The organism is Arthrobacter stackebrandtii (assembly GCF_017876675.1).
Taxonomy (GTDB): Bacteria; Actinomycetota; Actinomycetes; order Actinomycetales; family Micrococcaceae; genus Specibacter; species Specibacter stackebrandtii.
The window spans coordinates 154,044-175,693 of sequence record NZ_JAGIOI010000001.1 but is presented as its reverse complement, the minus strand read 5'-3'; the positions used below and the strand labels follow the sequence as shown (position 1 = coordinate 175,693).

Annotated in this window: 20 protein-coding genes and 3 tRNA genes; 17 read left to right on the top strand and 6 right to left on the bottom strand. The window is 65.6% G+C overall.

Annotation, left to right across the window (positions count from 1 at the left end; all coding sequences use genetic code 11):
• Positions 1–95 precede the first annotated feature (95 nt).
• Together dusB and JOF48_RS00820 are read left to right on the top strand one after the other, a co-directional pair.
• On the top strand, positions 96–1,277 hold the full coding sequence (gene dusB / locus JOF48_RS00825) for a tRNA dihydrouridine synthase DusB (protein WP_209676434.1): 1,182 nt from the start codon (positions 96–98) through the stop codon (positions 1,275–1,277).
• A gap of 38 nt (positions 1,278–1,315) precedes the next feature.
• Positions 1,316–2,590: a deoxyguanosinetriphosphate triphosphohydrolase gene (locus JOF48_RS00820; RefSeq protein WP_209676432.1), complete on the top strand. Its 1,275-nt coding sequence runs from the start codon at positions 1,316–1,318 to the stop codon at positions 2,588–2,590.
• 31 nt (positions 2,591–2,621) lie between these two features.
• On the opposite strand, the gene JOF48_RS00815 is transcribed toward JOF48_RS00820, so the two are convergent.
• Positions 2,622–2,999 carry a VOC family protein gene (locus JOF48_RS00815; RefSeq protein ID WP_209676429.1) on the bottom strand — a complete coding sequence of 126 codons (378 nt, stop codon included), beginning with the start codon at positions 2,997–2,999 and terminating at the stop codon, positions 2,622–2,624.
• 151 nt (positions 3,000–3,150) lie between these two features.
• On the opposite strand from JOF48_RS00815, the gene dnaG reads away from it, so the two are divergent.
• The 3 genes from dnaG to JOF48_RS00800 all read left to right on the top strand — a co-directional run bounded on the left by dnaG (position 3,151) and on the right by JOF48_RS00800 (position 5,443).
• Positions 3,151–5,112: a DNA primase gene (gene dnaG, locus JOF48_RS00810; protein WP_209676427.1), complete on the top strand. Its 1,962-nt coding sequence runs from the start codon at positions 3,151–3,153 to the stop codon at positions 5,110–5,112.
• Positions 5,113–5,174: 62 nt separating this feature from the next.
• A tRNA-Asn gene (locus JOF48_RS00805) sits at positions 5,175–5,250 on the top strand.
• A gap of 120 nt (positions 5,251–5,370) precedes the next feature.
• Positions 5,371–5,443: transfer RNA gene (locus tag JOF48_RS00800), tRNA-Asn, on the top strand.
• Positions 5,444–5,575: 132 nt separating this feature from the next.
• Here the strand turns inward: JOF48_RS00800 and JOF48_RS00795 are convergent.
• On the bottom strand, positions 5,576–6,796 hold the full coding sequence (locus JOF48_RS00795) for a multidrug effflux MFS transporter (RefSeq protein WP_209676425.1): 1,221 nt from the start codon (positions 6,794–6,796) through the stop codon (positions 5,576–5,578).
• A gap of 320 nt (positions 6,797–7,116) precedes the next feature.
• On the opposite strand from JOF48_RS00795, the gene JOF48_RS00790 reads away from it, so the two are divergent.
• The 6 genes from JOF48_RS00790 (at position 7,117) to JOF48_RS00765 (ending at position 12,381) form a co-directional block, all read left to right on the top strand.
• Complete coding sequence (locus JOF48_RS00790; protein WP_245346647.1) at positions 7,117–7,968, top strand: phage holin family protein; 852 nt, start codon at positions 7,117–7,119, stop codon at positions 7,966–7,968.
• A gap of 87 nt (positions 7,969–8,055) precedes the next feature.
• A complete protein-coding gene (locus JOF48_RS00785) occupies positions 8,056–8,667 on the top strand; it encodes a CDP-alcohol phosphatidyltransferase family protein (protein WP_245346350.1) in 612 nt (203 codons plus the stop codon).
• Positions 8,664–9,566 carry a DMT family transporter gene (locus JOF48_RS00780; RefSeq protein WP_209676419.1) on the top strand — a complete coding sequence of 301 codons (903 nt, stop codon included), beginning with the start codon at positions 8,664–8,666 and terminating at the stop codon, positions 9,564–9,566. The genes JOF48_RS00785 and JOF48_RS00780 overlap by 4 nt, the downstream gene beginning before the upstream one ends.
• A 41-nt stretch (positions 9,567–9,607) precedes the next feature.
• A complete protein-coding gene (locus tag JOF48_RS00775) occupies positions 9,608–10,813 on the top strand; it encodes a glycosyltransferase (RefSeq protein ID WP_342591116.1) in 1,206 nt (401 codons plus the stop codon).
• Between the two features lie 71 nt (positions 10,814–10,884).
• Positions 10,885–10,958, top strand: a tRNA-Ile gene (locus tag JOF48_RS00770).
• Between the two features lie 232 nt (positions 10,959–11,190).
• Positions 11,191–12,381: an acyl-CoA dehydrogenase family protein gene (locus JOF48_RS00765; RefSeq protein ID WP_209676415.1), complete on the top strand. Its 1,191-nt coding sequence runs from the start codon at positions 11,191–11,193 to the stop codon at positions 12,379–12,381.
• Positions 12,382–12,419: 38 nt separating this feature from the next.
• Here the strand turns inward: JOF48_RS00765 and JOF48_RS00760 are convergent, their stop codons facing one another.
• Positions 12,420–12,944: a M23 family metallopeptidase gene (locus JOF48_RS00760; RefSeq protein ID WP_245346348.1), complete on the bottom strand. Its 525-nt coding sequence runs from the start codon at positions 12,942–12,944 to the stop codon at positions 12,420–12,422.
• A gap of 348 nt (positions 12,945–13,292) precedes the next feature.
• Here JOF48_RS00760 and rpsB point away from each other — a divergent pair, with 348 nt between their 5' ends.
• The 6 genes from rpsB to JOF48_RS00730 all read left to right on the top strand — a co-directional run bounded on the left by rpsB (position 13,293) and on the right by JOF48_RS00730 (position 18,981).
• Entirely contained in the window at positions 13,293–14,168 is an 876-nt protein-coding gene (gene rpsB, locus JOF48_RS00755) for a 30S ribosomal protein S2 (RefSeq protein ID WP_209676413.1), read from the top strand.
• Positions 14,169–14,318: 150 nt separating this feature from the next.
• Entirely contained in the window at positions 14,319–15,146 is an 828-nt protein-coding gene (gene tsf / locus JOF48_RS00750; protein ID WP_209676411.1) for a translation elongation factor Ts, read from the top strand.
• Between the two features lie 189 nt (positions 15,147–15,335).
• The gene (gene pyrH, locus JOF48_RS00745; RefSeq protein WP_209676409.1) at positions 15,336–16,115 is read left to right on the top strand and encodes a UMP kinase; all 780 of its coding nucleotides are present in this window, start codon (positions 15,336–15,338) and stop codon (positions 16,113–16,115) included.
• Between the two features lie 115 nt (positions 16,116–16,230).
• On the top strand, positions 16,231–16,788 hold the full coding sequence (gene frr / locus JOF48_RS00740; protein WP_209676407.1) for a ribosome recycling factor: 558 nt from the start codon (positions 16,231–16,233) through the stop codon (positions 16,786–16,788).
• A gap of 647 nt (positions 16,789–17,435) precedes the next feature.
• The gene (locus JOF48_RS20095; RefSeq protein WP_245346644.1) at positions 17,436–18,323 is read left to right on the top strand and encodes a phosphatidate cytidylyltransferase; all 888 of its coding nucleotides are present in this window, start codon (positions 17,436–17,438) and stop codon (positions 18,321–18,323) included.
• 64 nt (positions 18,324–18,387) lie between these two features.
• Positions 18,388–18,981 (top strand): DivIVA domain-containing protein, encoded by a 594-nt coding sequence (locus JOF48_RS00730; protein WP_209676404.1) that lies wholly within the window; start codon positions 18,388–18,390, stop codon positions 18,979–18,981.
• A gap of 40 nt (positions 18,982–19,021) precedes the next feature.
• On the opposite strand, the gene JOF48_RS00725 is transcribed toward JOF48_RS00730, so the two are convergent.
• Genes JOF48_RS00725 through JOF48_RS00715 form a run of 3 tightly spaced genes read right to left on the bottom strand, consistent with a single transcriptional unit; the run spans position 19,022 to position 21,626 of the window.
• The gene (locus JOF48_RS00725) at positions 19,022–20,515 is read right to left on the bottom strand and encodes a sodium/solute symporter (RefSeq protein ID WP_209676402.1); all 1,494 of its coding nucleotides are present in this window, start codon (positions 20,513–20,515) and stop codon (positions 19,022–19,024) included.
• The gene (locus tag JOF48_RS00720) at positions 20,512–20,904 is read right to left on the bottom strand and encodes a hypothetical protein (RefSeq protein ID WP_245346347.1); all 393 of its coding nucleotides are present in this window, start codon (positions 20,902–20,904) and stop codon (positions 20,512–20,514) included. Before JOF48_RS00720 ends, JOF48_RS00725 begins: the two co-directional genes overlap by 4 nt.
• Entirely contained in the window at positions 20,901–21,626 is a 726-nt protein-coding gene (locus tag JOF48_RS00715; protein ID WP_209676399.1) for a LytR/AlgR family response regulator transcription factor, read from the bottom strand. The genes JOF48_RS00720 and JOF48_RS00715 overlap by 4 nt, the downstream gene beginning before the upstream one ends.
• Positions 21,627–21,650 lie beyond the last annotated feature (24 nt).

Sequence of the window (21,650 nt, the reverse complement as noted above, 5' to 3'; positions counted from 1 at the left end):
GTTGTTCACGCGCAGCGGCCCCTGCCCGGCGTGTCGCTGGCGGCCGCAAGGGGCGAAGTGGGCTTAATCAGGCCGGATTTGAGAGAATTGGACTTGTGACTGTTACAGATATCCCCACCAGCGACACCAAGCTGGACCTCCCGCCCCTGAAACTTGGCAACATCACCGTGGAAACCCCGGTGGTGCTTGCGCCCATGGCCGGGATCACCAATACGGCGTTCCGCCGGCTGTGCCGCGAACACGGCGGGGGCGTGTTCGTCTCCGAGATGGTCACCTCACGCGCCCTCGTGGAGCGCACGCCGGAGTCCATGCGGCTCATCAGCCACGACGAGGACGAGAAAATCCGCTCCGTCCAGCTCTACGGCGTCGACCCGGAAACCGTGGGCAAGGCCGTGCGCATGCTGGTCGAGGAAGACCACGCAGACCACATCGATTTGAACTTCGGCTGCCCCGTGGCCAAGGTGACCCGGCGCGGCGGCGGCGCGGCGCTGCCGTGGAAGCTGGATTTGTTCACCGACATTGTCCAGACGGCCGTCCGCGAGGCCTCAGCGGGCAACTTGCCGCTGACGATCAAGATGCGCAAGGGCATTGACGAGGACCACCTCACCTACCTTGAGGCCGGGCGCATTGCGCGCGACGCCGGTGTGGCCGCGGTTGCGCTGCACGGCCGCACGGCCAACCAGTTCTACTCCGGCAAGGCCGACTGGGACGCCATCGCCCGCCTGCGCGAGGCCCTGCCGGACGTCCCCGTCCTGGGCAATGGCGACATTTGGAGCGCCGAGGACGCCATCGCCATGGTCCGCCAGACCGGCGTCGACGGCGTGGTGGTGGGCCGCGGCTGCCAGGGCCGCCCGTGGCTGTTCGGCGACCTCATGGCCGCATTCGAAGGCAGCGACGCCCGGCTGAAGCCCGGCATGGCAGAGGTTTCCGCCGCCGTGTACCGCCATGCGGAGCTCCTGGTGGACACCTTCGACGACGAAAACAAGGCCCTGCGCGACATCCGCAAGCACATGGCCTGGTACTTCAAGGGCTACGTGGTGGGCGGGGACCTGCGCGCCGCACTGGCCTCCGTGCCCACCCTCGAGGTGCTGCGCGGGCTGCTGGACCAGCTGGACATGTCCGGCGAATACCCGGGCACTGACGCCGAAGGCCCCCGCGGCCGCGCGGGCACGCCCAAGCGAACCGCGCTTCCGGCCGGCTGGCTGGACAACCGCACCGTCAGCACCTCCGAGGGTGCCGAGCTGGCCGGGGCCGAAATCGACGCCTCCGGCGGGTAGCGGCGCCCCTGTCGGTGCTTGGCCCTAAACTGGGGAACATGTCAGCAGATTCGCAGTCAGTGTACGCAGCCCACGACGAGCAGCGGTGGGTGCAGGAGGCGCCCAAGACCAGCTTCCGGACGGTCTTCGAGCGCGACAGGGCCCGCGTGCTGCACTCCTCCGCACTGCGCCGGCTCGGCGCCAAGACGCAGGTGGTGGCCCCGGACACCGACGACTTTGTCCGCACCCGCCTCACGCACAGCCTCGAGGTGGCCCAGATCGGGCGCGAACTGGGCCGCACCCTGGGCTGCGACCCCGACGTCGTGGATACCGCCTGCCTGGCCCACGACCTCGGCCATCCGCCCTTCGGCCACAACGGCGAATCGGTCTTGAACAGCCTCTCGCACGGGATTGGCGGTTTCGAGGGCAACGCCCAGACGCTGCGGCTGCTGACTAGGCTGGAATCCAAGGTGCTCTCGGCCTACGGCGGTTCGGCCGGGCTGAACCTGACCCGCGCCTCCCTCGATGCCGCCTCCAAGTACCCGTGGCTGGCCGCCGACGCCCCGCTCATCGACGGCTCGCGGACCAGCAAGTTCGGCGCCTACACCGACGACCTCCCCGTGTTCTCCTGGCTGCGCGAAGGCGCCCCGGATGGCCGGACGTGCATCGAGGCGCAGGTCATGGACCTCTCCGACGACATTTCCTACTCCGTCCACGACGTCGAGGACGCCATTGTCGCCGGCCACGTGCAGCTGAAGTGGCTGGCCAACCGGGACCAGCGCAACCGCGTCCTCGGTTACACCCAGCAGTGGTACCTGCCCACGGTGGACGTCGCCGAGATCGACTCAGCCCTGCAGCGACTGGAGGCCACCAACGTCTGGGTCCGGCACGCCGACGGCAGCCGCCGCTCCATGGCCGCACTGAAGGACATGACCAGCCAGCTGATCGGCCGTTTCTGCCAGAGCGCCGTCGCCGCCACCCAGGACATCTACGGCACCGGCAGGCTTGCCCGTTATGCCGCCGACGTCGTTGTGCCCCGGGAAACCATGCTGGAAATTGCCGTCATGAAGGGCCTGGCCACCACCTTCGTCATGACCACCGACCACCGCCAGCCCATCTACCAGCGCCAGCAGGACATTCTCAGCGAGCTGGTGGCAGTGCTCAGCGCCACCGGCGACGCCCACCTGGAGACCATGTTTGCTGCCGACTGGCGTGACGCGGCCGACGACGATGCGCGGCTCCGGGTGGTCATCGACCAGGTTGCCTCGCTCACCGACGTGTCGGCCCTGGCGCTGCACGAACGGCTCGTGGGCACCGAGCGGACACTGCTCTAGCGTCCCTGTGCGGGCGGGTACGGGCGTGCCGTCACGGTTCGACGGGCGCGGCCCAGCCCGGCCGGGGAATCAGGCAGAACGGGTGCCCGGCGGGATCCGCATAGACATGGGAGCCGTGGCCGCCCAGCGGCGTGGCGCCCATGGCCAGGACGCGCCCATGGGCGGATTCAACGTTGTCCACCATGACGTCGAGGTGCATCTGCTGCGGGTGGGCAGGGTCCGGCCAGCGCGGTGCCCTGAAATCCCGGGCGCGCTGAAACGCGAGCCCTGAGCTGTGGACATCAGCAGACACCACGACAAAATCGTCCGAGGAGTAGCTGACGGGCTGGCCCAGCAGCTCCGCATAAAACTCCGCCAGGGCTTGTGGGTCCGGGGCGTCGATCACCAGGTGGTGCAGGCGGCCGATCATGCGGCAGAGACTACCACCGCGCGCGGCATGCCGCCATGGCCGCGGCTCCGGCCGAGGAGGCGCAGGCACGGTGGATCCTGGCGCCTGGGGGTTGTCCACAGGCCGTCCCGGAGCGGCCTCGCCGCCTGTCCAACTAACGTAAACTGGCCCTGTGGCTGGGTTGATTAGACGAGAAGACATTGATGAGGTGCGGACCCGCACCGACCTCAAGGAAATTGTTGACGCCTACGTCACACTGAAATCTGCAGGAATTGGTTCGTTTAAGGGCCTTTGCCCTTTTCACGATGAACGCAGCCCGTCATTTCATGTGCGTCCGCAAATGGGATATTTCCACTGTTTTGGGTGCCAGGAAAGCGGCGACGTTATTTCCTTCATCCAAAAAATGGACCATATTTCCTTTTCCGAGGCAGTGGAAAAGCTGGCGGGGCGCATCGGCTACGAATTGCGCTACGAGGACGGTGGCACGGGGCCGCGCCGCGAAGACATCGGCCGCCGCCAACGCCTGCTGGACGCACACAAGATTGCCGGGGAGTTCTTCCGTCAGCAGTTGCTCACACCCGCGGCAGCGGCCGGGCGGCAGTTCCTCGCCGAGCGCGGCTTTGACCGGGACGCCGCCGAGCACTTTGGCGTGGGGTTCGCCCCGCAGGGCTGGGACGCCCTGCTCAAGCACCTCACGGGCAAGGGCTTCAGCCACGATGAATTGAAACTCACGGGAATGTTCTCCGAAGGGCAGCGCGGAATTTACGACCGCTTCCGCGGCCGCCTCATCTGGCCCATCCGCGACATTGCCGGGGACACCGTGGGATTTGGCGCGCGCAGGCTCTTCGAGGACGACCAGGGCCCCAAATACCTCAACACCCCGGAAACGGTGCTCTACAAAAAATCCCAGGTGCTGTACGGAATTGACCTGGCCAAGAAAAGCATTGCGTCCAAGCGCCAGCTGGTGGTCGTGGAGGGGTACACCGATGTCATGGCCTGCCACCTCGCAGGCGTGGACACCGCGGTGGCCACCTGCGGAACGGCGTTTGGCGCGGACCACATCAAGGTATCCCGCCGCCTGCTGTCCGACGACGGCACCGGCGGCGAGGTGGTCTTCACCTTCGACGGCGACGCCGCCGGGCAGAAGGCTGCACTGAAGGCCTTCGACGAGGACCAGCGCTTTGTGGCGCAGACCTTTGTGGCCGTGGAGCCGTCGGGGGCCGACCCCTGCGAGCTGCGCCAGACCAAGGGTGACGAGGCTGTCCACGCCCTGATCCGCTCCAGGCGCCCGCTGTTTGAATTCGCCATCCGCTCAACCCTGGCCAAGTTCGACCTCAGCACGGTTGAAGGGCGGGTGAGCGGCCTGCGTGCCTCGGCACCCGTGGTGGCCGCCATCCGTGACGGCTCCACCCGGATGGGGTACAGCCAGGAACTGGCCGGCTGGCTGGGCCTCGCCGATCCCAACGAGGTGCTGCGCGCCGTCAAGAATGCCGAGCGCCGCCTGCACACCGCGCCCGAAGGCAAGGGTGCCGGGCGCACCCAGCCGGGCGCCGCCGTCGGGCACGGACAGGCGCCGGCCCACGGGCAGCAGGCGCACGGCCAGGCTAGGGCCGCGCAGGGTGCACCGGATGGTGCAGCGGGCCCCGCCGTTGCCGTCATGGCGCGACCCGATCCACGCGACCCCCAGGGCCGCATGGAGCGGGAGGCGCTGGAGGTGGTGCTGCAGCAGCCAGGGTTCCTGACACCCGGCAACTGGCAGCACTTTGCCGCCACCGAGTTTGTGGTGCCCGCCTACAAGGCTGTGCAGCAGGCGATCGGGGTGGCGGGGCAGTCGCAGGCGGCGTCGTCGCAGTGGCTGGAAGCGGTCCGCGAGAACGTTCCGCCGGAGCTTGGCTCGCTCGTTGCCGAACTGGCGCTCAGCCCGCTGCCGGCAACGGGTGAGGAAACACTCGCCAGGTACTGCCGCGACATCCTGCGCCGGCTGTTTGAGTTGCAAATCACACGGCTGAAGGAGGAGCGCCTCGGGGCCCTCCAGCGCATGGATCCTGCCGTTGATCCCGCGGGATATCAGCTGTTGCAGCGTGAATTGATGGAGCTGGAAGTGGCCCGCAGGCAGCTGCGCGGGGACGGCTGAGTCTGGCACCGGGTCTCGATTTCACAACCGGGGCAGCCTTTGTTATTGTTGTTCCTGCACGATCCCCTATAGCTCAATTGGCAGAGCGTTCGACTGTTAATCGAAAGGTTCCTGGTTCAAGTCCAGGTGGGGGAGCCAAAGGCAATATTGCCTGACGGTTTCGCTGTGAAACCGTCAGGCAATTATTGTTTCTCGTGTGCAGGGATGATCGGTTTTGATTTTCGCCGGAAGTTCCTGCTAAGATATTGCTTGCTTCATTCCCCTATAGCTCAATTGGCAGAGCGTTCGACTGTTAATCGAAAGGTTCCTGGTTCAAGTCCAGGTGGGGGAGCTTTTCAAGAAGAAGGGCCCCGCACTCAGTGCGGGGCCCTTCTTCTGTTTCATGCTGTTTTGTTTGGTGCCGGGTATCCCTGGAGGGATTTACGCAGTGGCTGCCGCTGAGCACCGCGGCAGCCACTGTCTGCTAGATGGCTGGCACCGTCCTCGGACGCACGATCAGCCACAGGGCTGCCATGGCCAGAAGGATGCAGCTGCCCATAATCAGCGCCATGGGGGTCGCCGTCGTGACGCCGATGAAGCCCACCACGGGGGTGATGATGCCGGCGAAGCCGAACGTCGTTGCACCCAACAGGGAGGCTGCCGTGCCGGCCTGGCTGCCGTTGCGGGCCAGGCCCATGACCTGCACGGACGGGAACATGAAGCCGGTGGCGCAGATGAAGAACCACAGCGGCACCATCACGCCCCAGAGACCCAGGCCCAGCTGGTCGCACACCACCATCGCCGCGGCGGCAAGCACCTGGGCGGCCGTGGCCCCGGCAATGACCCACTGGGGGCCCGTATGGCGCATGATCCGGGAGGCGATCTGCACGCCGGCCACCACACCGAGCGAGTTGACGGCAAAGAGGTAGCCGTACTGCTGCGGCGTGAAGCCGTACGTGTTCTGGAACAGGAAGGTGGAGGCGGAGAGGTAGGTGAACAGGGCCGCAAAGTTGAAACCGCCCACAAACAGGGTCCCGACGAAGATCCTGTCGCTGAAGACCGCCTTGTAGCGCTGGGCGACACTGACGCCGTCGGACTTGCGCTTTGCCGGCGGCAGGGTCTCCACGATGAACATGAACGTGGCCACCACCACCAGCGCACCGTAGGCTGCCAGGAACCAGAAGATGCCGGGCCAGTCCATGATGCCCAGCAGCTGCGAGCCGATCACCGGCGCCAAGATCGGTGCCATGCCATTGACCAGGGCCATGCGCGAGAGCATACGCACCAGCTGGTAGCCGCCGAAGAGGTCGCGCACCATGGCCATGGCCACCACGCCGCCGCCGGCCGCGCCGATGCCCTGCAGGACACGGAACACGCCCAGCATGGTGATGTCGGTGGACAGTGCCGCACCCACCGACGCGCCAACATGCAGCGCCGTGGCGAGGATCAGCGGCATCCGCCGGCCGAACTTGTCGCTGAACGGGCCCACGACAAGCTGTCCGGCGGCGAAGCCGATGGTGGTGGCAGTCAGGGTCAGCTGCACGGCGGTGGCACTGACGCCGAGTTCCTCGCCAATCACGGGGAAGGCCGGCAGGTACAGGTCAATGGTGAAGGGGCCCAGGGCGGTCAGCAGCCCCAGCACCAGGACGTAGATGAGTTTTTGCCGGCGCGACAGGGCGTCCCCGGGGTGAGTCGTGGTGGTCAAGTAAGGAATCCTCGAAGGGTTGTGGCGCGTGGTCGTGAAAAACAATCATTAAAGATGTGCCCAGAGTTTATGGTATGCGCAAGCCGTGCCCGACGGCGGCACTTGTGTTTCGCTTCACAGGAACGGCCCGTGGGGCCGGTACCGTGACTATTCCGCAACAATTCAACGGCTTGGCGCAGCACGTGCCTGTACGTATGGATGGTAATTTTGAGCATACGGCCATGTCCCGCAGACGGGTGTGGCAAAGATTTCGGGTTCGTGCATTCCTTGGCCAACAGGTGGCACGGACCCTCACTATGAAGGCGGTCCCAGTGACGGATATGCAAACGGACGTGCATGTCGCAGCGGAGGAAACCCGGACGGATGGCAGCTCCACGCTGCTGGAGACACTGCGGACGGCCGTGCGCCTGGTTCCGCGCCAGATCACCGACGAAGTTGAACTGGCCAAACTCGAACTTGCCGACAAAAAGTCCCGCCTGGGCGGCATCGCCATCGCCGCCGGAATCGCCGTTGTCTTCCTGGCCCTGCTCGTCATCGCACTGACCGTGGCCGCCATTGCCGGCCTGGCCACGGTCATGCCGCTGTGGCTGTCGGCCCTGCTGGTGTCCGCGGCCCTGGCACTGGTCATTGCCATCAGCGCCTTCATTGCGGTGCGCAAGTCCAAGGCGGTCATGCCGATCGTGCCGGAACATGCCTGGCGCGGCATTCGCCATGACCTGGGCATTGCCCGCCAGGGGCGCGACTTTGACCCCTCCACCCTCGTTGTGCCGGAACTGAGCCGTGAGGAAAAGAAGGCCCGCGCTGCTGCGGCTGCCGCGGAGAAGGCCGCCGCAGAGGCCGAGCGGGCAGCCAAGGCAGCCGAGCACGGGCCCACGGCAAGCACTGAGGAACTGCTCAAGCGCACCGACGCACGGCGCGCGCACCTCCTGGAGCTGCGCGAGGAAATCGTGCAGGAGGCTGACATCAAGAAGCAGGCCGGATACTTCATCGACACGGCCGTGGCCAAGACCCGCCAGAAGGCCACTTCGGTGGCGGGGGACGCCGTCGAGCACGGCCGGGAACTGGCCGGCCAGGCCGCGGAAGTGGCCCGGGAACGGTGGAAACCGCTGGCCGTGCTGGCCGTGTCCGCTGCCGTGTGTGCGGTGCTGCTGCGAAAGTTGGCAAGGAAATAACCTTGTCCAGCCTGGACAGGCAGAATCGCACGGCACCGTCCGCCGCACAACCGGCCGGAGCGGCAACCACAAGGGGAGGTGATGGCCATGACTGATACATTCCAGGGCCACGATGCGCCTTCCAATGCGATCTTCACCATCCCCAACGTGATCACCATCGTCCGGTTCCTGGGCACGCCGCTGTTCGTCTGGCTGGTCCTGGCCAAGGGCGAATACGGCTGGGGCGTGTTCGTGCTGGCCATGATGGGCTGCACCGACTGGATCGACGGCTTCGTGGCACGCAAGCTGAACCAGACGTCCCAGCTGGGGCGGATCATGGACCCGCTCGCGGACAGGGTGGCACTCGTTGCCGTCGTCATCACGCTGGTGATTGCCGGCCTCCTCCCACTTTGGCTGCTGTTGCTGCTGTTGATTCCCGACGTCGTTCTTCTGGCGGTCACGCTGTACTTCTTCCGCGGCGACGCAGGGCTCAAGGTCACCTTGCTCGGCAAGACGCGCACCGCCGCGCTCATGGTCGGCACGCCCATGCTGCTGCTGGCCAAGGCCCTGGATTCCGGCTTCACAGAGGTCCTGGCCTGGGTGTTCCTGGGCGCCGGCATGGTCATGCACGTCATCGCCTTCACCCAGTACTTCATCCGGGTGCGGGCCAAGCACCGTGCCCTCCACCTGCCGGCCAACGGCAAGGCGGGACTCCCATGATGTGGCTTGCCGTTCTGTGCGCCGTGGCGGGAGCCTTTTTCCTGGCGTTCGGCGCCCAGCGCCAGGGAAGCGCGGTCAAGAACAACACGGGCGGGCTGGCACTGGGCGGCTCGGGCTTCCTGCGGCTGCTGACCAACCCGCGCTGGGTCCTGGGGCTGGTGCTGCTGGGCATCGGCACCGCCTTGAACGTCGTTGCGCTCACGCTGGGCACCCTGACCGTTGTCCAGCCCATCGGCGCCATCGCCCTGGTCATCACCACCATCGTCAATTCCCGCGACCAGGGAATCAGGCTCAACCGGGCCACAATAGTTTCCATCTCAGCCTGTGTGGCAGGCAGCGCCCTCTTCGTGCTCATGGCCGTCAACGTGGTCAGCGAGAACACCCACGTGACACAGCAGGAGGAACTGACGGTGGTTCTGCTGTTGGCCATTGTGGTGGTCTTCTTCGGCGGTGCTCTGGTGATGTTCAAGCGCCGGCTGAAGTCCTTCTTCTACATTGTCGGCGCCGGGACACTGTTTGGGTTCGTCGCCGTGCTGACCCGGATCATTTCCCAGCAGATCTTTGACCCGAACAAGCAATACCTGCTGAACGTGCAGTGGTACTCCATCTTCGCCATTGCCGTGGCCGGGGGACTGGGCAGCTGGTTCGTGCAGAGCGCATACTCCACCGGTCCGCCCGACCTGGTCATCGCCGGCCTTACCGTGATAGATCCCATAGTGGGAATCGCCATCGGAATCACGATTCTCGGCGAGCTGAGCGACTACGTCCCGCCTGTCGTTGCAATCTCCATGGCAGGTGCGGCGATCCTTGCTATCGTTGGTGTGATCATGCTGTCAAGGCACCACCCTGACGTGGTCAAACGGCGTAGATCGGCGAAAAAGGAACTACGAAAGCAATGAGCCTGCCACACGGCCGGGCCAAGCAACCAGGAGCTAAATCTGTGACATCCACCCCGGGTGAAAGCGCCCAAAAACCGCTCACCATCTTGATCGCGGCCGACACCTACCCGCCGCACATCAACGGGGCAGCCCAATTCTGCTTCCGGCTCGCGACGGGCATGAGCGCCAGGGGCCATGACGTGCACGTCATGGCCGGGCGTGAGGACGGCGGGCCCATGTTCACCGAACAGCGGCCCGAGGCAACCGTCCACCGCCTCCGGTCACGGCCGGTGCCCACGCACGAGTACTTCCGCATCTGCCTGCCGTGGGAAATCAAGAAGGACATCTCCGCACTGTTCGACGTCATCAAGCCCGATGTCGTGCACGTGCAAAGCCACTACATGATCGGCGAACACGTGGTGTACGAGGCCGCCCGCCGCGGCATCCGGATCATTGCCACCAACCACTTCATGCCGGAAAACCTGAACCCCTTCCTTCCGTTCCCCCAGTGGTTCAAGAACATCGTGGGCCGGGTTTCCTGGCGCGACATGGGCAAGGTCATGAGCCGGGCCGACGTCGTCACCACGCCCACGCCGCTGGCCGCCAAGGCCATGCACGAGCATGCATTCCTGCGCAAGGTGCTGCCGCTGTCCAACGGCATCGACTCCGGAAACTACGAACTGGCCGAGGGCGAGACCGCGCCGCGCAACGAACACCCCACCGTGGCGTTTGTTGGCCGCCTGGCCGAGGAAAAGCACATTGACGTCCTCATCGACGCCATTGCCAAGACCCCGGCCGAGCTCGACCTGCACCTGGTCGTCGTCGGCGGCGGTGAGGTGAAGAACGCGTTGAAGGCGCAAAGCGAAAAGCTGGGCCTGTCCTCGCGCGTCAGCTTCACCGGGCTCATCAGCGACGAGGAACTCCGCGAGGTCTACCTCAAGGCCGACCTCTTCGTCATGCCCGGCACCGCTGAACTGCAGTCCCTCGTCACGCTCGAGGCCATGAGCGCCTCCACACCCGTTGTGCTGGCCAACGCCATGGCCCTGCCTCATCTCGTGGAGGACGGCGTCAACGGCCACCTGTTCAAGCCCAATGACAGCGACGACCTCGCCGCGAAGATCACCGCCATCATGACGCTGCCGGAAGATGAACGGGCAGCCATGGGAGCCGCGAGCCACTCCATGGTGGCCCGGCACGGCCTTGCCAAGACGCTGGACGCCTTCGAGGACCTGTACCGTGGCGGAACCTACGAGGATCACGCAGTTTAGGCAATCAACCATTAGTATTGTGGGAGTGCTTTTCCGGAAGGGCAATTTTCCGCCGGGACGGCACCCTGCACGGGGCCATAGCTCAGCTGGTTAGAGCGCGGGACTCATAATCCTAAGGTCCTCGGTTCAAGTCCGAGTGGCCCTACAATCAAGCCGCAGGCCGGCATCCCTTTCGAGGGGGTGCCGGCCTGCGGCTTTTTTGCGCCCGCGGACAGCACTGAAACCCCGCCGCCGAGGTCGCGCCCGGGAAGATTGTGGCAAGTGGGGAACCATTTTGTTCCGACCCGCCGCATGCGGTAAGTTACTGACCAGTAACATGTTTGGTGTTGGGCCGAACTGTTGGCTGTTCAAAGACGAATTCAAGCAAAGGAATGCCCGTGGCCAAGCCCGCAATCGATGTCAACAACCTCCCGTATGCAGACGGCGACTTCTACGGGTTCGAGCAGCTGCTCACTGAGAAGGAGCGCGAAAAGCTGCAGGAGCTGCGCGACTTCCTGGCCAAGGAGGTCAAGCCGATCGCCGTGGACTGCTGGAACCGTGCAGAGTTTCCCATGGAGATCATCCCCAAGCTCGCGGAACTGGACATCATGAGCCTGGTCCACCGCCAGGGCTACTCGAGCCTGTTCGCCGGACTGGCGCATGCGGAGTTCACCCGTGCCGATTCGTCGCTGGCCACGTTCATGGGCGTCCACGACGGCCTGTTCACCGGATCCATCGAGGCGCTGGCCTCCGAGGAGCAGAAGGCCGCCTGGCTGCCGGACATCTACGCCATGAAAAAGATCGGCGCCTTCGGCCTGACCGAACCGCTCGGCGGATCGGACGTTGCCGGCGGCACGCGCACCACGGCGGTGCGCGACGGAGAGAATTGGATCCTCAACGGCGCCAAGCGCTGGATCGGCAACGCCACCTTCTCTGACTGGGTGGTCATCTACGCCCGCGACGTGGCCGACAACCAGGTCAAGGCCTTCATGGTCGACACCGCACTTCCCGGCTACAGCGCCACAAAGATTGAGAACAAGACGGCCCTGCGCACCGTCCAGAACGCGGACATCGTGCTGGAAAACGTGGTGATACCGGACAGTTTCAAGCTGGCCGGCGGCAACAGCTTCCGCGACACCAACAAGGTCCTGAAGGTCACCCGCCTTGCCGTCGCCTGGCAGGCCGTGGGCCAGCAGCTGGCCGCCTTCGACGTGGCGCGGCGCTACGCCGTGGAACGCCATCAGTTTGGCCGGCCGATCGCCTCCTTCCAGATGGTCCAGGACCAGCTCGTGAAGATGCTCGGGAACATCGTTGCCTCCACCGGCATGATGGTGCGCCTCGCGCAGCTGGAAGACCTCGGCCAGGCCAAGGACGAGCAGTCCGCCCTCGCCAAGGCCTTCACCACAGCCCGCATGCGCGAAACCGTTGCCATGGGCCGCAGCCTCCTGGGTGGCAACGGCATCGTCACCGACTACGAGATGGCCAAGATCTTCGCCGACGCCGAGGCGATCTACTCCTACGAAGGCACGTACGAGATCAACACGCTCGTCACCGGCCGGGCCATCACCGGCATCTCAGCCATCGTGTAGCGGCGGGGCCGGCAGGCTGCTTCGGGGCGGCTGCCACGTCAGCTGAGGGGGAGGAGTATCGAGGGGCGCAGGTCCATGATGAACTGCAGTGGATCCAGGTACTCCTCCCCGCGCCGCACGCCCCAATGCAGGCAGGTGGCGCCGGCGCCGTCGCAATGCGTAGGCCCCTGCAGCACGCCGAGCTGCTGCCCCTTCACCACGGCGTCGCCGGCCCGCAGCTCCGACACCACCGGCTCCAGGCTGATCCGCAGCCCGCCCGGCTCGGCAATGGTCAGCACGCCCCTGTTGACCACGACGCCGGAAAAGGTCACCACACCGCTGGAGGGCGCCAGCACGGCGGCATCCTGTTCGGCGGCCAGGTCAACGCCCCGGTGCCCGGCCAGCCACGGCTTGGCCGGCGGGTCGAAGGCGTTGGCGACCGCGGGCTTCCCGGCCAGGGGCCAGCCCCAGGCGAGTGAGGCAGGAAGGGGGACTGCCGCCGTCGTGCTTGGAGCAATGATCAAGGACAAGAAGAGCGCGGCGCACAACAGGGCCATGAGGCGGGCGGTGGCTGTGGTGCGCATGGTCCAAGCCTGCTCCGCGAGGGCGGTGCGGAAAAGGGGACGCCGGCCGAATGTGGGCAATCCGACATCCGGCACCCCCTGTGGGGGAATCAACTGGTCCAGCGGCGGGGCCCTGCTGTAGTAACATGGTGGGAGCAGTGTGCTGTTTGTGCACTGACTTCGCACACCCCACCCTGATGAGGTATTCGAGAATGATCTTGGATCCTGCTGATGGATTGTGCCCATACGGTCCGCCTTTCGGCGGTTCATGGAATGCACGATGGGTGTCAGGAGCACTGGGCTCCGCACGGGAAACCGCGTGGAAACCCAAGGCTGAACAACCGTAAAACTATCAAAAGGAGCGTCGGCATGCCCGTCGTAACAATGCGCCAGCTGCTTGACAGCGGCGTCCACTTTGGACACCAGACCCGTCGTTGGAACCCGAAGATGAAGCGCTTCATCCTCACCGAGCGCAACGGCATCTACATCATCGACCTGCAGCAGTCGCTGTCCTTCATTGACCGCGCGTACGAGTTCGTGAAGGCCACCGTTGCACACGGCGGCACCGTCCTCTTCGTCGGCACCAAGAAGCAGGCTCAGGAAGCAATTGCCGAGCAGGCAACCCGCGTGGGCCAGCCCTACGTCAACCAGCGCTGGCTCGGTGGCATGCTCACCAACTTCCAGACTGTTTCCAAGCGCATCCAGCGCATGAAGGAACTCGAAGAAATCAACTTCGACGACGTTGCTTCCTCGGGCCACACCAAGAAGGAGCTCCTGCTCCTCAAGCGTGAACTCACCAAGCTGCAGACCAACCTCGGCGGCATCCGCAACCTGACCAAGGCCCCCTCGGTCATCTGGGTTGTTGACACCCCGAAGGAACACCTCGCCATCGACGAGGCACACAAGCTGAACATCCCCGTTGTGGCCATCCTGGACTCCAACTGCAACCCGGACGAAGTTGACTTCCCGATCCCGGGCAACGACGACGCCATCCGCTCCGTTGCACTGCTGACCCGCGTGATCGCCGACGCCGTTGCAGAAGGCCTCATCGCCCGCAACCAGAAGGCCAGCGGCAACGCAGAAGCACCGGCCGAGCCCCTCGCCGAGTGGGAGCGCGAACTCCTCGAAGGCGACAAGGCTGCTGCTCCGGCAGAAGCTGCTGTTGAAGCCCCGGCCGAGGCTGCTGTTGAAGCACCCGCCGAAGCTGTTGTTGAGGCACCTGCCGAAGCTGCAACCGAGAAGTAAAGAACTTTTCCGGTCCGGGCGGCCCGCCGCCCGGACCATCCTTAGGGAACCAGATGCTGGCAGGATTGCTGTGCCCACAGGGCGCAGCGGTCCTGCCAGAACTGGCCTAACCAGATTTACATACTCAAATATCTACACTGAGGGGTTCAAATGGCGAACTACACCGCCGCTGATATTAAGGCTCTGCGCGAGCGCACTGGCGCTGGCATGATGGACGTCAAGAAGGCTCTCGACGAGGCAAACGGCGACGCCGACAAGGCCATGGAGCTCATCCGCATCAAGGGCCTCAAGGGTGCCACGAAGCGTGAAGGCCGCTCCACCGCTGAAGGCCTTGTTGCCGCAACCGTTGAAAACGGTGTTGGCGTCATGGTCGAGGTCAACTGCGAGACCGACTTCGTTGCCAAGGCTGCCCCCTTCATCGACTTCGCCAACAAGGTGCTGGCCACGGCCGTCTCCTCCGGCGCAGCCGACGTTGAGGCACTGCTGGCCGTTGACGTTGACGGCACGCCCATGTCCGAGGTTGTCATCGAAGCCGGCGCTCTGCTGGGCGAAAAGGTGGCCGTCCGCCGCCTGGCCCGCGTTGAAGGCGCCACGGTTGACGCCTACCTGCACAAGACGTCCAAGGACCTCCCCGCACAGGTTGGCGTGCTCTTCGCCGTCGACGGTGACAACCAGGAAGTCGCACACGACGTAGCCGTGCACATCGCCGCCATGTCCCCGACGTTCCTGACCCGCGACGAAGTTGCTGCAGACGTCGTTGAAAGCGAACGCCGCATCGCCACCGAAACTGCACAGGCAGAGGGCAAGCCCGAAGCAGCCATGACCAAGATCGTTGAAGGCCGCCTGACCGGCTTCTTCAAGGAGATCGTCCTGGTTGACCAGTCCTTCGCCAAGGATGCCAAGAAGAGCGTTGGCGCTGTGCTGGAAGAAGCCGGCGTCAAGCCGGTTGCCTTCGCACGCTTCCGCGTGGGCGCATAGCCGCCACAGGCACCAGCAACAACAGGCGCACGCGCCTGATGTGACGAAGAAGGGGTGACCGCCCAAGGCGGTTGCCCCTTCTTCGCGCGCATCGTCGGCTAAGATTTTAGAGGCACCCAGCACAACGGCACGCAGATGGCCGGCGCGGCGCGAAGCAGCGCGCCCGGCCACGGCCCCATGGAAGGCATCATGACCACAAACATCACCCCGACCGAAGCGAACACCCCGCGTCCCGCAACCGAGGTCGAGGCCCCCGCGGTTCCCGGCAAGCGCCGCCGCGTGCTGCTGAAGCTCTCCGGCGAGGTTTTCGGCGCCGGCAAGCTGGGCGTGGACCCGGACACCATCCGTGACATCGCCAAGCAGATCGCCAGCACCGTGGACCAGGTTGAAGTGGCCATTGTGGTGGGCGGCGGCAACTTCTTCCGCGGCGCCGAACTCTCCGCCTCCGGCATGGACCGCTCCCGCGCCGACTACATGGGCATGCTCGGCACCGTCATGAACTGCCTGGCACTGCAGGACTTCCTGGAGCAGGCCGGCGTGGACACCCGCGTCCAGAGCGCCATCACCATGGGCCAGGTCGCCGAGGCCTACATTCCCCGCCGCGCCATCCGCCACCTCGAGAAGAGCCGCGTGGTCATCTTCGGCGCCGGCGCCGGCCTGCCCTACTTCTCCACCGACACCGTCGCGGCCCAGCGTGCGCTGGAAGTCCATGCCGACGTCGTGCTCATGGCCAAGAATGGCGTGGACGGCGTCTACACGGCTGACCCCAAGAAGGACCCCACCGCCGTCAAGCTGGACCACCTCAGCTACGACGAGGCGATGGCCCGCGACATCCGCGTCATGGACCAGACAGCCTTCAGCCTCTGCAAGGACAACAACGTCACCATGCTGGTCTTTGGCATGGAAGGCGAAGGCAATGTGGCCCGGGCAATTCTCGGCGAGGACCTGGGTACGCTGGTCACCCCGTAACAGGCGCGGCCCACAGGTGCGGCATGGGCGCAGCAACGGGCTGTCCGCGGTAGGATAGTTTCAGAATTGCTGCGGCCCCCAGCCGCGGAAAAGTTATTTATTGAGGGAGAGACGCGTGATCGAAGAAGCTTTGCTCGAGGCCGAGGAAAAGATGGACAAGGCCATTGAGGTTGCCAAAGAGGAATTCGCCGCTGTCCGCACGGGCCGCGCCAACCCGGCCATGTTCCACAAGGTCATGGTCGAGTACTACGGTTCGCCCACGCCGCTGCAGCAGTTGGCCTCCTTCGCGGTGCCCGAAGCCCGCACCCTGCTCATCACGCCGTTCGACAAGACGGCCCTGCATGACATCGAGCGCGCACTGAGCTCCTCCGAGGTTGGCGCCAACCCGTCCAACGACGGCAACGTCATCCGCATCATCATGCCGGAACTGACCCAGGAACGCCGCAAGGAATACGTCAAGATCGTGCGCACCAAGGGTGAGGATGCGAAGATCTCCGTCCGCAACATCCGCCGCAAGGCCAAGGAGCAGCTTGACAAGCTGGTCAAGGACGGCGACGCAGGCGAGGACGAGGGCAGCCGCGCCGAGAAGGAACTCGACGCGCTGACCAAGTCCCACACGGACAACATCGATGAACTGCTCAAGCGCAAGGAAGTCGAGCTTCTCGAGGTCTGATGAAGGACCCCCAGAGCGCGCCGGCCGGAACCGACAAGGAGCCGGCCGCGCCTAATCCAGAGCCCGGGCACGCCCTGCCTCCCACCGGCTACCAGTTCTCCTCCCGCAAGGCGCGCCGCCATGCAGAGCGGACCGGGATGATCCCGGTGGTCCAGCCTGACACCCCGCTGAAGCACGACGCCGAAACGCACCAGGGTGCCGGGCCCGCCGACACTGTGGCCGGGCCGGGCGCCGACGACGTGGCCCCCGCCGGCGCCGGCAATGCCGACGCGCAAGCGTCGCCGGAAACGGACACGAAGCCGGCTGGCGCTGTCACCGCCGCTGAGGCCAAGGGACCTGCCGCCGTGCCCACTGGTGCGAAGGCTGCTGAGGCCACAGGTGCGGACGCTGCCGTGGCCGCACAGGACGCAGCGGCACCTGGCACCAAGACGGAGCAGGCGGCACCTGGCACCAAGCCTGCCGAAGCGGCAAGCAGCACCGAGACCAAGCCGGCCGAAGAGGTACCGGAGGTGGGCGCCAAGGCGGCTGACGCCGTCGTGCGCGGGAAGGGCCTGAACAGGCGCTCCATCGCTGAGCCCGGCCCGGTCTCCGCCGCCGCGGTCACCGGCCTGCCGCCGGTTGCGCCCGCCGGGGGAGCAGTGTCCACGCTGCCCGCGGAGGCAGCCGCCAAGGTGCCCCGGACGCCCAAGGCCGGGCGCGACCTGCCGGCCGCGATCGGGGTCGGCCTCACGCTGCTGGTGCTTGTCATCGGCACATTGCTGTTCTACCCGGTGGGCTTTGTTGGGCTGGCCACGATTTTTGTTGGTGTCGGCGTGTGGGAGGTGAGCCGGGCCATTGCCGGCAAGGGCATCGCCACCCCGCTGACCCCCGTCATGGTGGGGGCGCTGGCGATGCCGGCGTGCGCCTACTTTGCCGGTCCCGAGGGGCTGCTGTTTGCACTGGTGGCCAGTGTGGCCGCGACAGTGCTGTGGCGTTCCCTGGATTCGGAGCCGGGCGCGGTGAAGAGCATCCTCGCCGGGGTGTTCGCGCTCATGTGGATTCCGTTCCTGCTCAGCTTTGTGTTCCTGATGCTGCGCGGCGAGGAAGGGCCCACCACCGGCCTGACACTCGACTTGGGGAACATCAGCCCGGGTGTGCTGGAGGTGATCATCATGCTGCTGCTGGTGGTTGCCAACGACACCTTCGGCTATCTGGTGGGCGTCCTGTTCGGCAAGCACCCCATGGCGCCGAAGATCAGCCCCAAGAAGTCGTGGGAAGGCTTCGCCGGATCCCTGGCCGGGGCCGCCGCAGTGGGCATCCTGGCCACCGTGTTCATTCTGGAACAGCCCTGGTGGGTGGGACTGGCCCTTGCAGTCGGCATGGTGTTTGCCGGCACCGGCGGAGACTTCGCCGAGTCCATGGTCAAGCGGGAGCTGGGTGTGAAGGACATGAGCAACCTGCTCCCCGGCCACGGCGGCGTCATGGACAGGCTGGATTCAATTTTGTTCGCCGCACCCGTGGCATACGCGATCTTTACCGTACTAGGCCGGTTCTAGCGCCAGGGCACCCGTGCCGCACCGCTGGAACCCAAAGAGAAACGTCCAAGGAATGACTGTGACTATGGAACAAAGAACCCGCACCAGGTCGAAGTTCAAGCTGGTTGGCCCCAAGGAAGTTGGGTACAACGTCAAGCAGGTCGACCTCTTTCTGGAGCAGGCGCGTGCCTATTTCCTGAACGCCGACACCCAGGACAGGTCCATCACGAGCCATGACGTGCGTACGGCCTCCTTCGATGCAGCCAAGGGCGGCTACAGTGCGCAGGCCGTGGATGCCGCCATGGACCGGATCGAGGACGAGTTCGTGCTCCGCGAGAAGGAACTGCTGATCGCCGCCAAGGGCGAAAAGGCGTGGATGATGAAGATCGGCAAGACGGCATCCGTGCTGCGTGCCCGGTTGCACAGGCCCGACGGTGAACGCTTCCGCCGCCCCAGCAAGCGCAACGCCCAAAGCTACGACACCTACGACGTCGACATGCTGTGCCGTGAGCTGCTGGTCTACATCGAGGACAACGGAGAGCTGAGCGTTGATGTTGTGCGCCGCGCCGTCTTTGCCCCGGCCAAGGGATACGACGGCTACGAGGAAAGCCAGGTGGATGCCTTTCTCGACAAGGTGGTTGAACTGATGGCCGCCATCGACCCGCTGCCGGGCAAGTAGCGGCACCGGGCCCGCAGGCTGCCTGCCCCGCTGCGGGCTGTCAGCTGCGCGGATCCTTCACTGCCAGCGGCCGTTCCGGGACGTGCAGCTTGGTCATGAAGCGTCCCATGGTTGCGCTGGTCCGGTGCTTCGTGGCGCGGGAGACCACAATCGTGACCAGGAACGCGGCCGGGACCGTCCAGGCCGCGGGCTGTGTCAACACCTCGCGCCACAGTGAACTGGGGCCAAGCCGGGCACCCCACATGATTGCCGTACCGCACAGCACGGCCCCCGTCAGCATCCCGGCCACGGCACCGGCATCGGTGAGCCCGCGCCACCAGATCCCCAGTAGAAGCAGGGGGCAGATCGTGGAGGCCGTGAAGGCAAACACCAGGCCAACACTTCCGGCCAGGGCCAGCGAATCCGTCATCAGCGCCACTCCGAGCGGCACGACGGCGGCAAACAGGGCCGCGATCCGGAACCCCTTGACGCTCCCGCCCAGCATGTCTTGGCTGATGACGCCCGCCAGCGAGACCACCAGCCCGGACGTGGTGGACAGGAATGCGGCAAACGCCCCTGCCACCACCAAGGCGGAAAGGACATCCCCGCCCAGCCCGCCAATGAGCTTCCCGGGCAGCAGCAGGACGGTGGCGTCGGGGTAGCTGCCCGCAAGGTTGGGCAGGAACACGCGCCCCAGCACCCCGTAGATGGTGGGGAAAAGGTAAAAGATGGACAGCAGCCCCAGCACGATCAGGGTTGTGCGGCGGGCGGCTGCGCCGTCGGGATTGGTGTAAAAGCGGACCAGGACGTGCGGCAGGCCCAACGTCCCGAACGACAGTGCCACCATGAGCGAGAGCGTGCGGTAGGTGGAATCGGCGGTCAGCGGGCCGGCGGGCGGAAATAGTTCGGCAGGCGGCGGCAGCGGGGTGCCGGAGGCGCCAGGGTTGCCGGAGAGCATGAGCAGGATGAACACGGCGGGCACGGCCAGCGCGGTGAGCTTGAGCCAGTATTGGAACGCCTGGACGAAGGTGATGGAACGCATGCCACCGGTCACCACGGTCACCACAACAATGGCCACCACGACGGCGGCGCCCACCCAGGAAGGCAGGCCGGTGGTGATGCGGATGGTGAGTGCGGCGCCGTGCAGCTGCGGGACAATGTAGAACCAGCCCACCACAACCACCAGCACGCTTGTCACCGCGCGGGCTGCGGCAGAGTCCAGCCGGGCCTCGGCAAAGTCGGGGATGGTGTAGGCGCCGGAGCGGCGCAGCGGTGCCGCCACAAAGAACAGCAGCATGAGGTAACCGGCGGTGTAGCCGATCGGGAACCAGAGGGCGTCGATGCCGGAGATTGTGATGAGTCCGGCAATGCCCAGGAAGCTGGCCGCGGACAGGTATTCGCCGCCGATGGCCGAGGCGTTCCACCAGGGCCGCACGGTGCGCGAGGCCACGTAAAAGTCGCTGGTGGTCCGGGAGATGCGCAGGCCGTAGAAACCGATCACCGTGGTGGCGATGGAGACCAGGATCAGTGCCGTGTAGCCAATGGCCGGATTCATTTTTCATCCACCAGGTCGCGGTACTGGTTTTCGTTCTTCGTTGCCGCCTTCACATACAGCCAGGCGCAGGTGCCGATCACCGGGTAGACGCCGACCCCCAGGATGAGCCACGGAACGGGAATGCCCAGCACGTTTGCATCGCTGACCGTTGGTATCCAGCGCACCAGGGCCCAGCACAGCAGCAGCGAGGCGATGAAGCCGGACGCCACCACCAGGGCCAGGCGCAGCTGGGAGCGGATGAGGGAACGGACCATCAGCTCGCCCACGTCCGACTGCTGCGCCACCTCGTCGGAGACGCTGGTGCGGTGCGGGATGTGTGCCGCCTGGGCCCGCGGTGCGGAGACCCGCACGCGCCCTTCCGCCGGGGGACGGCCGGGGCTGGTGCTCACGGCAGCGGCCGGACCCGGGTGGCCTGCAGGTGCTCGCGCAGGACCGGCACGTGCCGGCGGCTGACGGGGAGCACGGCGCTGCCCACCGAGACTGTGGGCTTGGCCGCACTGAGCTTCAGGGATGAGACAAACTGCATGCACACCAGGTAGGAGCGGTGGATCCGCACAAAACCGGAGTCCGCCCAGCGCTGTTCAAGATCGGCGAGGGGGACACGGATCAAGTAGCTGGCCTCGGCCGTGTGCAGCCTGGCATAGTCGCCCTGGGCCTGCACAAACTTCACCTCGTCCAGGCGGATGATCCGGCTGGTGCCGCCCTGGTCCACGGTGATCATCTCGACCTCCTCGGCGGCGGCCGGATGCGCCACAAGCTCCACCACGCGGTCCACGGTGCGGGTGAGGCGTTCGGTGCGCAGGGGCTTGAGCAGGTAGTCGACGGCGGCGAGCTCAAACGCCTCGAGTGCCCGGTCGTCGTCGGCTGTCACAAACACCACCACGGGAGGGTTGGGGCTGCGGCCAATGACCTGCGCCAGTTCCAGGCCGCTCAGGCCCGGCATGTGGATGTCAAGGAATGCCGCCTCAACCGTGTGCCGCGACAGCAGCTCCAGGGCCTCGGCGCCGCTGGTGGCCCGGTGGATGGTGCCGATGCGCGGGTCCCTGCCCAGGAGGAACGCGATTTCCTCAACGGCGGGAAGATCGTCGTCGGCGACAAGCACATTGATCATGTATCCAAGGGTACGGGGTGGGGG